This is a genomic window from Roseibium sp. SCP15, assembly GCF_040329435.1.
In the GTDB taxonomy this organism is placed as follows: Bacteria; Pseudomonadota; Alphaproteobacteria; order Rhizobiales; family Stappiaceae; genus Roseibium.
On the sequence record NZ_JBDZYI010000003.1, the window covers coordinates 482,712 to 495,841 of the forward strand.

The window sequence follows — 13,130 nt, forward strand, 5'->3', positions numbered from 1 at the left end:
ATAAAGTTGCGCATGCAGCTGGCTGAGATACCGGTGTGTAACGAGTACGGATGTGAGGCGACCCTAGATGGCAAACCCGACAAAGGCGAAAGATCCGGCAGAAGCGGCTCTGTCCGCGGTTGAAGAGGCTCTGAAACTCGATTTCGGTGGCCCGGAAACCGCGGAGACCAGTTCTGCTCCCGAAGCAAGTGCTGCGGCCGAAGCTGGCCCTGCACGCAAAGCTCCGGCAGACAAGGACAACGGACCAACCCGCGATGAGCAGCGCCAGTCGCGCCGCCGCGGCCGTGGTGGCCGTCCACCGGCAGCAAATGACGATCGCCGGAACATCGGCAATCTGATCTACGCTCTGCAGCGTCGTCCGTCTTCTGCTCCGTTCTGGGGTGCCCTCGCCCTGAGCGCTGTCTGGGCTGCCCTTGGCACCAGCCTTTTCATGACGGCGTTCTCCGACAAGGTCTCGTCGCTTGATACGCAGGCCCTGATTAGCTCACCAGAAATGATCCTGGCGGCCGTCGGGATTGTCGTGCCGATCATCTTCTTCTTCATCATGGCAATGATGATCTGGCGTGCTCAGGAAATGCGCATCGTTGCGCGTGGCATGACCGAAGTTGCCCTTCGCCTGGCAGAGCCGGAAGACATGGCGAAGGAATCCATTCTCAGCGTCGGTCAGGCCATCCGTCGTGAAGTCGCCGCAATGGGAGATGGCATTGAGCGCGCGATCGCCCGCGCCAGTGAGCTGGAAGTCCTGGTTCACAACGAAGTGTCGTCACTCGAACGCTCCTACAATGACAACGAACTCAAGATCCGCGCCTTGATCGAAGAGCTGGTCAGCCAGCGTGAGTCCATCGTCATGAATGCGGAGCGTGTGCGTGAAACCATCGCCGGCGCCCACGAGAAATTCTCTTCCCAGCTGTCCGACACCTCCGGAGAACTCGGCACCACGGTTGACCATGCGACCCAGCGCATGATCGACGCCGTCAACAGCCGTGTCGAGGAACTGACTTCAACCGTCGACTCCAGAATTGAATCCCTCGGCGCCACGCTGAACGCCTCCGGCAACGAATTGGTTGATTCCCTCACCGTTCGCGCCGAAGATTATGTGTCCCGCCTGTCAACCACCGGCAGCGATCTGGTCGAAAATCTCGCCGAAACCGGTTCTTCCATGTGGGAGACGCTGTCGGCTCGCGGCAACGAGGTCAACGAGCGCTTTGCCGAAACGGCCAACAATTTTGTTGAAACGCTCGCAAGCCGCAGCACCGAGATCAACGAAACCCTCACCACTTCCAGCACATCGGTTGTCGAAACTCTCAGCACCAAAGCCGACGAGTTCCGCTCGACGCTGGAAAACACCGGTGCAAGTGTAGGCGAAGTCATCACTCAGCGCGGCGAAGAGATCAACGCGAACCTGTCGCTGACATCCGGCCGCCTGATCGACACCATCACCTCCCGCACCGAAGAGCTTGTTTCCACGGTTGATAGCCGCGTGAACAACCTCGACGAGTCGCTTGCAGAAACAGGCTCTCGGGTTGTCGAAAGCATCTCCGAGCGCGGTCAGACCGTCACCGATACGATCTCCATTCGCGGTGCTGAAATCGTCGAGACCCTGTCCAACCGCTCCACGGAAGTTGCTGAAATTCTTCGTGGCACCGGTGAAAGCATTGTCGTTGACCTTTCCCTGCGCGGCGGCGAAATCGCTGCCAAGCTGGACGAAACCGCAGGCACCCTTACAGAGACGATCTCCGTACGTGGTGGTGAACTGGCTGAGAAATTCGATTCGATCTCCGAACGCATCTACAACGCCATTTCCATCAACGGTACCGAACTCGACGAACGTCTGGCGGCCCGTAGCAACGAGATGGCAACCATTCTCGAACAGCAGACCGTCGACTTCCGCGACACGCTCGAAGGAGTATCCAGCCAGTTTGCCGCCGGTCTTGGCGAGCAAACGGGTGCACTCACGCTCAAGCTGGCCGAAACCGGTACACAGCTTGCCGAACTCATCGGCAGCCGCGGTGATCGTGTCACTGGCGACATCAACGAAATCAGCGGTAAGATTGCCGAGACGCTGGAAGTTCGCGGTCAGGCCCTCCAGGACGGTCTGTCGACCCGCCTCACCGAACTGGAGACAATTGTCACCGACCGCGGCGGTCAGCTGATCGACGCATTCGACACCAAGACGCTTCTCCTGTCCGAGGCGCTCGACTCACGCTTGTCCACGCTCGACACGACCTTCGCGGCACGGATCGACGCTATGGATGCTTCGCTTGGCGACCGCATCACCAGCATGGACACGTCCCTGGACCAGAAATATGCCGCCATCGATGCGACCCTCAACGATCGCATCGGCACCATGGATGCTTCGCTGGAAAACAGGTTCTCGGCAATCGATGCCACAATGAGCGACCGCATCGCCACGATGGACACCTCCCTGGAGAGCCGCCTGGTTTCCATGGATACCTCGCTCGAAAGCAGGCTGTCCTCAATGGACGCCACCTTGAGCGAACGCATCGCGACCATGGACAGTTCGCTGGAAAACCGGTTCTCCACGGTCGACGCGACCCTCACCGATCGCATCGCCACCATGGACACCACGCTGGAAAGCCGCCTCGCCTCTGTCGACACGACCCTGAGCGAGCGCGTATCCACACTGGACACCACTCTTGAAAGCCGCTTTGCGGCCATGGATGCCACGCTTGAAGGCAGGGTTGCCTCGATGGACGCATCCATGGGCGAGCGCATTTCCACCATGGATGCTTCGCTCGGAAGCCACATCAACACGCTTGATCTGACACTCGACCAGCGCACCGCCTCCTTCGAGGCAACGCTCGAGGCGCGCACCCAGATCCTTGCCGATGCCATCGAGAACCGCACAACCGGCATCAGTGAAGCTCTGGAAGAAAAAACCCGCAACATCACGGATGTTCTTGCCGATCGGTCCGACTCGATCACGTTGCAGCTCGGTCAGCGCATCGAAGCAGCCGGCAACACACTTGCCGATCGCGCGGAAGAGATTGGCCAGACACTCTCGACCCGTGTCGATGGTGCAGCCACTTCCATGGCGGAGAAAGCGGAGCTCCTCTCCGCGTCGATGACCAGCGGCACCGACCGTATCGACGAGACCCTCGATGCACGTGCCCGCCAGATCTCCGAAACGCTGATTACCAGAACCAAAGAAATCGCAAAGGCGTTTGTGGAAGGTCAGGACGAGATGACCGCCGCTCTCGACAATCGTCTTGCCGAAGCCGGCAACGTTCTCGGCAAGCAGAGCGAGCAGCTGACCGACTCCCTGTCCGAACGCATTGCCGAGATCAACGTTTCACTTGGCGCCAAGGTGTTCGAAGTTGCCGAAACGCTCGACAGCCGTGCAACTCAGCTTGAAACCCTGCTCAATGAGCGCCTGGAGAGCATTTCCGGCACGCTGACGGGTGAAAGTGAACGCGCTCGTGATATCCTGACGGCCGTCATTTCCGAGGCTGGTGCTACGCTCTCCGGCGAAAGCACGCGTCTGCGGGACGTTGTTCAGGAAGCGGTCACTGCAGCCGTTCAGACCTTGTCTGACGAACGCACCAGAACCGTGGAAATCGTCGATGTCGCGCTCAGCCAGGCCACGGAGAAACTCTCCGGTGAAGGCGACCGTATGCGCCAGATCGTTCTCGGCTCCGTTGGCGAGGCGCGCGGCGTCCTGGTCGGCGAAAGCCAGAAGGCGGCAGAAGCTGTCAGCTCCGCCATGCAGCAGGCAACCGGCACACTCAACGACGAAAGCGGCAAGATCCGTGATCTCGTTCTGTCCGCGGTCGGCGACGCAGCGCGTGCCATGGCCGCCGAGAGTGAAAATGCCCGCGCGCTCTATGCTGGCACACTTGCAGAATTCACCGGCTCCTTGACCGGTGAAAGCGAGAAGGTCCGCAACGACCTCTCCGGCCTGATTGCCGAGATTTCCGGCAACCTGTCCGCAGAAAGCGAGCAGGCCCGCATGACGCTTGCCAAGACCCTGGAAGAAATCCGCGGTCAGATGTCAAGCGAAGCGGGAATGGTTCGTGCACGTGTCAACAGCGCGGTGACGGAAGCAGCCGACCTCCTGGTTGGCCGTGGCAATGAAGTCGCCAACGAACTGTTGTCGAAGGCAACTTCGCTCAACGAAGCATTCGGCGCCCGCTCCGGCGAACTTGCAAAGCTTGTTGGAACGGACGGCAACGAACTGATCAGCGCAATCGAAATGCGCGCGAACGATCTGACCGGTCGTCTTTCCGAAGTCCACGGAGCAATTCTGGAGGCAATCACGGTCAAGGGCCGCGATGTCACCGAGACATTCGCTCATACCGGCCTCGATGCGACACGCTCGCTTGTTGAGGCAGGGGACCGGATCGTTGCAAGCATCAACGAACGCAGCGACCAGGCAACGACCCTGCTCAGCGACACCAAGCGTCGTCTTGAAGCAGACGTTACCGAGATCCTCAACAAGATCGAGGCTTCCAACGCCAACCTTCAGGGCATCGTTTCTACAGCTGGCGAAAACCTCACCGAGGTTGAAGGTAACCTGGCCCGGCGTGCTGGCGAGTTCCGCTCTGCGGTCGACCGCGCAGTTACCGAAACCAACGCAACCACGACGCTGATCACGGAGCAGGTCGGAAACCTGCGGGATGTCACCTCGACAACTCTCGCGGACGTTCAGAACCTGACGGGCCGTTTCAACGACCAGTCAGAGGAACTGACCAGAGCCGCCCGGCACCTGGAAGACACCAACCGTACCGTCGAAAGCCGGGTCACCGAACGCCGTTCGGCGATCGAGGAAGTTGCCGATACGCTTCTGGCGAAAACGGAAGCTGTCGACACGCTCATGCGTTCCTTCACGCAAACCCTGTCCGAAACGCTGGAGACAGCAGACGACAAGGCCCGCGATGCAGCAACCATGTTGAGCGCCGCAGCAGAAGCGGCTTCCAAGCAGGTGTCCGAGCAATTTGAATCCATGCGCCTGACAGCAGGTATGGAAGGCCAGAAGGCGCGTGACGCCATCCGGTCGGCTCAGGACGACATCATTGCTGAAATGAGCCGCACGGTCACCGATGCGTCCGACCGCTTCAATGATGCGGCAACCCGCATGCGCGACGTTGCACGCGATGTTCACCGCGAGCTGGAAGCAACGCGCAACGAACTGAAGCAAGGCGTTCTCAACCTGCCGGACGAAGCGGAGGAATCTTCCGCAGCACTGCGCAAGGTGGTGAATGAGCAGATCCGGGCACTATCGGAACTGTCGGACATCGTTGCCAAGCAGTCCAATTCTCTGGACATCTCACGGCCGCAGGCGCAGGCAGCTACCGCCAGCGTTGCCCCGGCTCCGCAGCCGCAACCGGCACCGGCAGCAAGTTTTGCGCCTTCTGCCCCTGCTCGCCAGCAGGCGCCAGCCGCTGAACCTCGTCCGGCCGTCACCCGTCCGGTGGAACCCCGCCGCGCCCAGCCTCAACAGGCGGACAATGGCGGATCCAGAGGCAAGGGCTGGGTAGCAGACCTGCTGCGCCGTGCCTCCAGTGATGACGACGCAAGCAGCGATACGGAACCGGCACGGACACCGCTTCAGACGGTCGAAAGCCTGAACTCTCTGTCTGTCGACATCGCTCGTGCGATCGACCATGAGACCTTCATCGACCTGTGGAACCGGTACCGGAACGGCGAACGCCACGTGTTCACCCGTCGTCTCTACACCTTGCAGGGACAACAGACTTTTGACGAGATCCGTCAGAAATATGCACGTGATCCTGAGTTCCGCACGGCTGTCGAGCGCTATGTCGCAGACTTCGAGCAGCTTCTGGCTCAGGTCTCCCGTAACGACCGCGACAACATGCTGGGTCAGACCTATCTCACCTCCGACACCGGCAAGGTCTACACGATGCTAGCTCATGCCAGCGGACGACTGGATTAAAGGTCACAACAGTCAAACGAAAGGCGGCCTCAGGGTCGCCTTTTTTGTTTCTGGAACGCCAACTAAATTCCCTTCTGACTGCCTTAAGATTTGGATCAACCTGGATGTCACGCTTTTCTCAAAGGCTTCCATCTCACGAAAGCAGTTGGGCGAATTTCCTCGACATCACCCCACACTCTGCATGAAGCTCTTCGCCAGCTGGCCTGGAAGCAGCCCGCTCTAATGGCCGTCTTCTTCCGAGGAAGTGGCAAGGTTGTTCCGAATTCTCTGCGCCACCGCCAGGAAGTCCGAAATCTCTTCTTCACCAAGGCCTTGAAGCATCTTGCGCTCGACAGCGAGCAGCTTTGGCGCCAAGTCTTCGTAGACCGCCCTGCCCTCGTCAGAAAGTTGCAACAGGAAACTCCGCCCGTCAGCACTGTTCGCCTCGCGCATGAGGAAACCACGTTCCTCCATCCGCTTGACGGCGCGGCTCACAACGACCTTGTCCATACTGGACCGGGCAACGATCTCCGTTGCCTGCAATCCGCCGGACGCCGCCCCCAGAATGGCCATGGTCCGCCACTCGGCGGGCATCATGCCATAGTCGCGTTGATAGACTTCTGACAAGGCGTTGGTAACGTCCGTGTAGAACACGCGCACCCGATACGGAAAGAACTTCTCAAGCACAAAATCTGTCCTCTGGCGATCCCCATTCTCCTGCGGCTGATCCCCACTGGCAGCGACATCGTTGTCCTGTGTGTTCGGCTTACTCATGAAATCTCAGCTTGCTTCTTTTGGGTTACATCGTGATTTTAAGATTGACTTAGTTTCATATGCAACTATTTTCGTAAAAATATTCAAAGAACCGGATGAAACAGGCGTCGATCTGCGTTCAGACGGTGAACGGGAGGAGTAAACTGTGAAATCCTTGAAGCGTCTTTCCATCTTCGCGGGGCTGACGGCAACTGCCCTGACCACCATGATTGCAAGTGCGACCGCTGATGAGCTGGTGCTGTCATCCTGGCTGCCGCCGAAGCATCCGATCGTGACAGGCGTCATGCAGCCGTGGGCCGAACAGGTTGCAGAGGCAACCGAAGGCCGCGTCACCGTGCGCATTCTGCCGAAACCACTCGGACCGCCTCCGGCACATTACGATCTGGCCGCAGACGGTGTTGCCGACATCACTTATGGCCTCCATTCCTTCACCAAGGATGATCGCTTCCTGCGGTCTCGCATCGGCCAGTTCTCCTTCATCGCCGACAATGCCACGGATGGCTCCAAGGCCTACTGGGATGTGTATGGCGGAAAGCTGGACGCACAGGGCGAACACCAGGGCACCAAGCTTCTCGGCCTGTGGATCCACGGGCCGGGCATGTTCCATAACAACCAGCGCAAGATCGAAAACCCGGAAGACTTTTCAGGTCTGAAGATCCGCACACCCGGCGGTTACATTGCCGATCTTTCTCAGGATCTCGGCATTACCACCCAGTTCATGGGACCGGGCGAAGTGTATGAGAAGCTTTCCCGCGGCGTGATCGACGGTGTCACCTTCCCGATGGAAGCCCTCCAGGCCTTCAAACTGACGGACTACATCAAGTCCTCCATGGAAGTTCCGGGCGGCATCTACAACACCTCCTGGTTCATGGTCATGAACGAAGACATCTGGGACGGCCTTTCAGCTGAAGACCAGGCTGCGATTGAAAAAGTGTCAGGCGCGGCCCTGGCCGAGCTGGCAGGCAGTGTCTGGGATGCGTCCGACGCCCGTGGAGCGGAATACATCTCCGACAAGGAAATCGAGGTCTACGACGCCCCAGCGCCTGTTCTGGAGAAGATCAAGGAACTTGCGGCCAAGCATGAAGGCACCTGGGCCGACGCCGTCAAGGAGACCGGCTTCGACGGTGCGGCAGCCCTTGCCGACATGCGCGCACAGACCGGCGTCAAGCACTGACCATGACGCCTGGCGCTCAAACACCAGCTCCGGGCCGGATCGCCAAGATCCGGCGCGGAGCCACCTTCCTGCTCGGTCTCGCCTGTCTTCTGGTGCTGGCTGCAATGATCGGGCTCACCTGTGTGGATGTCGTTGCCCGCTACGTCTTCAACAGCCCGGTGAGTGGCGCCTACGAATTGACGCAGCTCCTGCTGGCATCCCTGATCTTTCTGGCACTGCCACTGACAACCGCAGCCGGGGAACATATTGAAGTCGAGTTGCTCGACGGACTGAAAAGCGTCCTGTTGAAAAGGCTCGGCACCATTGCTGCCGGTGTTACCACCATCGCTGTGTTCGCCATCGTCTCCATGGAGCTGATGGAGCACGCCGAGAAGCTGCAACGCCGTGAGCAGGTAACCGATTCCCTGTCGATCCCGCTCTATCTGATCGGCTGGCTTGGCGCTGCCTCCTTCGCTATTTCGGCTGTAACGGCCATTTTCTGGTCCCTCAAACGTTTCCAAAAAAAGGCCTGACGCGTGCTGGAAGCTCTGATTGGATTTGTCGCGCTCTTTGCGCTTGTGCTGCTGCGTGTCCCGATCGCAATAGCAATGATCATCGTCGGCACCGTTGGCTTTGCGGCTTTGCGCAACTGGAACGCTGCTCTGAACCTTCTTGGAAACGCCGCTTTTGACACCGGCCTGTCCTATACGCTGTCGGTCATTCCGCTGTTCATCCTCATGGGCAACCTGTTGACGATTTCGGGTGTCAGCCAGTCCCTGTTTTCAACCGCACATCGGATGCTGCACCGGATGCGCGGCGGACTTGCCATGGCATCGATCGTCGCTTGTGGCGGGTTTTCCGCGGTTTGCGGCTCCTCCCTTGCGACCGCTGCAACCATGTCCAAGGTCGCAATGCCCTCCATGCGAAAGGCAGGCTACGCGGACAGCCTCGCCACCGGTTCGATTGCCGCCGGCGGCACGCTTGGCATTCTGATCCCGCCAAGCGTCATTCTGATCATCTACGGCCTTCTGACTGAAGCCGATATCGGCAAGCTGTTCATCGCCGGCATCATTCCCGGTCTCCTTGGCGTCCTGTTCTACCTTGCCGCAGTTTACGTCACAGTGCTGCTCAGACCCGGTCTTGCCCCCTCGGAACACGAAGACATTCCGCTGGAAAAGAAAGACCTTTGGGGCGTTCTGGCTGTTGTCGGTCTGTTTGCCATCATCATGATCGGTATCTACGGCGGTTTCTTCACCCCGACCGAAGCCGCGGCAATCGGAGCAGCAACGGCGCTTGTGATCGCGTTTGCGTCCGGTGGCCTGTCCTGGGAAAAGCTCTTTACTGCCGGTCTCAACTGCGCCCGGACAACCGCGATGATCTTCGCGATCATCATCGGCGCGGAAGTCTTTTCCAACTTCATCAGCTATGCGGGTGTGCCTGATGCTTTGCTGACCTTCGTTCAGTCCCTGGACGTCAACGCCTATGTGGTGATGCTGGTTCTCGTGCTGATCTACATCGTGCTGGGCGCCGTTCTGGAAAGCCTTTCGATGATCCTGCTCACCGTGCCGGTGTTCTTCCCTCTGGTAACGTCACTGGACTTCGGTACGGGCATCCTGAGCGATCCCGAGATGGTGCTGATCTGGTTCGGGATCGTTGTGGTGGTGGTCACGGAAATCAGCCTGATTTCTCCGCCCATCGGCCTGAATGTCTTTGTGCTGCGCTCGGTTCTGACCGACGTGCCTCTCAGAACCATGTTCGCAGGCATCGTACCCTTCTGGATCGCCGACATCTTCCGTCTGGCCCTGCTGATCGCAGTTCCCGCGCTGTCTCTGATACTGATCTAGAAAAGAAAACTTAGACGTTCTGGATCGTCCAGGTCGCCATTTCCGCAAACACTCTGTCGGCTGAGGCGTTCATCGCCTCAACCGCCTTGTCCACGGAAGCGCCTCCGGCAGGCGTCGCGGCCCGGAAGACTTTCGTCGCAACAGTTCGTCCGTTGCGGTCATTGACGATCCGCGCGGAGATTTCGACCACACCACGACTGGCTCCACCCACCTGCAATTCAAATGCGCGGATTTCCGTCTGCAGCTGATAATCGATCAACAGCCCGTCGCCAGGCAGGCCGACACCGCGCAACCGGCCGGTGTTCTGCAGGGTTTCCTGAAGCTTGGCCTGAACCACATTCGGCAATGTGTCTGCCCATGCCGATTTCGGGAAATAAGTGTAGACGGGTCCCTGATCGACAACGGCGATGTAGCTCGTGTCGAGGGCTTTCAGCGCACGCGGCGGTGCCACCAGGACCTGCACCCTGCTGGAGCGCCCGGCGGCACCGGACAGATCAGCGGCCGTCAGGCTGTAATAGGCTGAGGGCGTGTTGCTTGCACAACCTGCGACAAGCGCACCGAGCCCGAGAGCGCTCAGGACGCTCCTGCGGGTCATGCTTGTGGTTGCCTTTTTCATACGCCCCTGCCCCTGAAACTCATTTATATCACCGCCGCCGACCGCCGGAATAGGTCGGCACATCCTCACCGCCGAAGATCACCCGATTCGGGCTGCGCTCAAAACTTTCCACTGCCCGTTGAACCGAAATAAGCGTGCGGTTGAACTGGGAAAGCGCGGCTGCCAAGTCTGCCGAGCCTTGCGTCGCGAATTTTGAAAGGCCACCGGCGATGGAATCCGCCCGGCTTTCGAAGGCGACCGCCACCTTGCGGATTGCCTGCGCCGCGAGCGTTGCCTCCTTGATCAAGCCTTCGCCATCACCATCCACCATGGTCGAGACTTTCTCGATCAGGCTCTCAACCCGGACGGACGTCGCATTGAGCGTCGCCGTCATCTGCTTGGCATCGGTAATGATCTGGTCAACATCCGGCGTACGCTTGGAGAGGTTCTCCGTCATCTGCTGAACGTTGTCGGCCGCCTTGCGGGCGCTTTGCAGAATGGCCGGAATACCGTCCTGCTGGTTGGCCAGACCGGAAGCTGCCGTCTCGACCGACCCAACGATGTTGGCGACCTTTTCCGGATCCACGGCTTTCAGGAGACTATCCGCAGTCTGCAATGTCTCTGCGAACCTTTCGGCAGCGGCCTGAACGTCCGTGATCAGAGCCGCAATCCGGTCATCCTGGCCACGCACCGTTGCCGACACAGCCTCGAAATTCTGAACGGTCGATTTCGTAGACGCGATGATTTCGTTGATCTGGGTCTGCTGATTGTTGAGATTGTTGATAATGCTCGCAACATTGTCGACGGCACCGCCGACGGTTTGCGGGTCAACGCTTGCCAGGAACTCGTCCACACGCAGCAGCGAGACGTTCAGGCCTTGCGTAAATGCATTGACCGATGCAACCACCTGTTCGATCTGGATCGGATCGATTGCAGCGGCTATTTCCACGCCGCGGCTCATGATGGCATCTACCTTGAGGACGACGTCGCGTCCGCCTTCGAGAATATCGGAAATCGCGCCTTCCCGTGCCTGCACAGCTTCAACAATGTTGTTGACGTTCTGCATCGTCTCGCTGGTCGCGGTGATCAGCTTGTTGATGTCGTCGCTGCGCTTCTGCAGAACATCCCCCAGAGCCGCAGCGCCCTTCATCACTTCCTGAACTTCTTCCGGCTTCACCGCCTGAACGATGTTCTGGACGTGACCCAGTCCATCATTCAGCTTCTTGGTGAATTTTTCGAGTTCCTGGGCAGCATTCTGGGCATCAGACATCAAGAGGTCGATGTCCTTGCTGGCATCACCGAGGCTGGCGGAAAACTTCTGCAGATCATCGACAATCGCAGTGACCTTGTCCGACGGCACGGCAGCCAGCAGCCGCTCTCCCTGGTCCACCAGTTTCTCAAGACGTCCGGACAGGCTGGAAAACGCTTCGGACGCTTTGCCGATGCTTGCCATGAAGTCCTTCACGCCATCGGAATTGGCGGCCAGCGCAGCGGAGAAGGTCTCTACATTGCTGATGGTTTTGGTGATGACCGGCCCATTGTCCTTCAAAAGCTCATCGATGGTTTTCATCGTCGAATCCGCACGCTTCAGGACGTCGCGCGCACCGTCGACAATGTCGTCGAAGAACGACCGTTCCGCATAAATGACCGGGATTTTGCCATCAGCGTCCTGTGTCAGAAGCAGCGGCGAGGACGATGTACCACCGGAAAGGTCGACATATGCGATACCTGTCAGACCGGTAAAATTCAGCGTGGCCTTAGTGTCTTCGCGAATAGGCGTTGTCGGTTTGATGCCAACCGTCGCAACAACCTTGGTCGGGTCATCCTTGGCAAAATCAAGGGACTTCACATCCCCTACCTTGATCCCGTTAAAAAGGACCTGCCCACCCACCGGCAGTCCCGTAACCGGGCCTGGATAAATGATCCTGAGCGGAACATTCTGCCGGGATTCAGCCGTTGCCGCTTTCCAGTAGACGAACCCGAACGCAGCAGCCAGGACGGCAACCATGAAGGAACCGATCAGAATGTAATTCGCGCGGGTTTCCATTCAGTCCAACCTATACTCGGCGCAACGCTCGTTTACCTCTGAAGTATTCTTTAATCCAGGGGTCATCATTTTTCATCATATCGTCCAGTGTCCCGATAGCTTGAACGCGTTTATGCCCAAGAACTGCAATGCGATCACAGATCGAATGCAGACTATCGAGATCATGCGTGACCATATAGACGGTCAATCCGAGCGTTGAGCTCAAATTTTCGATCAGCGAATCGAAGGCTGCCGCCCCAATCGGATCCAATCCGGAGGTAGGCTCATCCAGAAACACCAGATCCGGGTCCAGTGCAAGAGCGCGCGCCAGGCTGGCACGTTTGACCATGCCACCCGACAGTTCTGACGGCAACTTGTCCGCCGCATCCTGAGGCAGCCCAACAAGCTCAAGCTTCAGCGTCGCCAGCTCGTCCATCAGCTGAGGGGACAACTTCAAGTGCTCGCGCATCGGCACCTGGATGTTTTGCTTCACCGTGAGCGATGAAAACAACGCGCCCTGCTGAAAGAGAACGCCCCAGCGGCGTTCAATGGCGGTTCGCTCCATGGGTGTCGCAGTCGACAGGTCGTGCCCGAATACCGAAATGGTACCAGCTCGCTTCGGTGTCAGTCCCAGGATCGTTCTCATCAGAACCGACTTCCCCATGCCGGAACCGCCGACGAAGCCAAGAACCTCACCTCGGCGAACATCCAAATCGAGATCCTGCAGGACAATCTTGTTTCCGAACCCGACCGTGACACCTCGAACGGAAAGAACATTCTCCGCTCCTTCCGCGGTCGACACCAGCTCTGTCGGTAGTTCTGCGGCATCCGTCAGCGTCATGAAC

8 protein-coding genes are annotated in these 13,130 nt (G+C 58.7%); 4 read left to right on the forward strand and 4 right to left on the reverse strand.

The window, feature by feature from the left end; genetic code table 11:
* Window positions 1–67: 67 nt before the first annotated feature.
* A complete protein-coding gene (locus ABLO27_RS16120; protein ID WP_353033955.1) occupies window positions 68–5,914 on the forward strand; it encodes an antitoxin in 5,847 nt (1,948 codons plus the stop codon).
* Window positions 5,915–6,133: 219 nt separating this feature from the next.
* On the opposite strand, the gene ABLO27_RS16125 is transcribed toward ABLO27_RS16120, so the two are convergent.
* Window positions 6,134–6,667, reverse strand: coding sequence for a MarR family winged helix-turn-helix transcriptional regulator (locus tag ABLO27_RS16125; protein ID WP_353033956.1), 534 nt, complete (start codon window positions 6,665–6,667; stop codon window positions 6,134–6,136).
* Between the two features lie 145 nt (window positions 6,668–6,812).
* On the opposite strand from ABLO27_RS16125, the gene ABLO27_RS16130 reads away from it, so the two are divergent.
* From ABLO27_RS16130 to ABLO27_RS16140, 3 genes are read left to right on the forward strand one after another with little or no spacing between them, the layout of a single operon-like run.
* Entirely contained in the window at window positions 6,813–7,841 is a 1,029-nt protein-coding gene (locus ABLO27_RS16130) for a TRAP transporter substrate-binding protein (RefSeq protein WP_353033957.1), read from the forward strand.
* A 2-nt stretch (window positions 7,842–7,843) separates the two neighbouring features.
* Window positions 7,844–8,353 (forward strand): TRAP transporter small permease, encoded by a 510-nt coding sequence (locus tag ABLO27_RS16135; protein ID WP_353033958.1) that lies wholly within the window; start codon window positions 7,844–7,846, stop codon window positions 8,351–8,353.
* 3 nt (window positions 8,354–8,356) lie between these two features.
* A complete protein-coding gene (locus ABLO27_RS16140; protein ID WP_353033959.1) occupies window positions 8,357–9,664 on the forward strand; it encodes a TRAP transporter large permease in 1,308 nt (435 codons plus the stop codon).
* 10 nt (window positions 9,665–9,674) lie between these two features.
* Here ABLO27_RS16140 and ABLO27_RS16145 read toward each other — a convergent pair whose 3' ends face one another.
* Genes ABLO27_RS16145 through ABLO27_RS16155 form a run of 3 tightly spaced genes read right to left on the reverse strand, consistent with a single transcriptional unit; the run spans window position 9,675 to window position 13,126 of the window.
* Window positions 9,675–10,280: an ABC-type transport auxiliary lipoprotein family protein gene (locus ABLO27_RS16145; protein WP_353033960.1), complete on the reverse strand. Its 606-nt coding sequence runs from the start codon at window positions 10,278–10,280 to the stop codon at window positions 9,675–9,677.
* A gap of 28 nt (window positions 10,281–10,308) precedes the next feature.
* Window positions 10,309–12,306: an MCE family protein gene (locus ABLO27_RS16150; protein ID WP_353033961.1), complete on the reverse strand. Its 1,998-nt coding sequence runs from the start codon at window positions 12,304–12,306 to the stop codon at window positions 10,309–10,311.
* Between the two features lie 10 nt (window positions 12,307–12,316).
* Entirely contained in the window at window positions 12,317–13,126 is an 810-nt protein-coding gene (locus ABLO27_RS16155) for an ABC transporter ATP-binding protein (protein WP_353033962.1), read from the reverse strand.
* Window positions 13,127–13,130 lie beyond the last annotated feature (4 nt).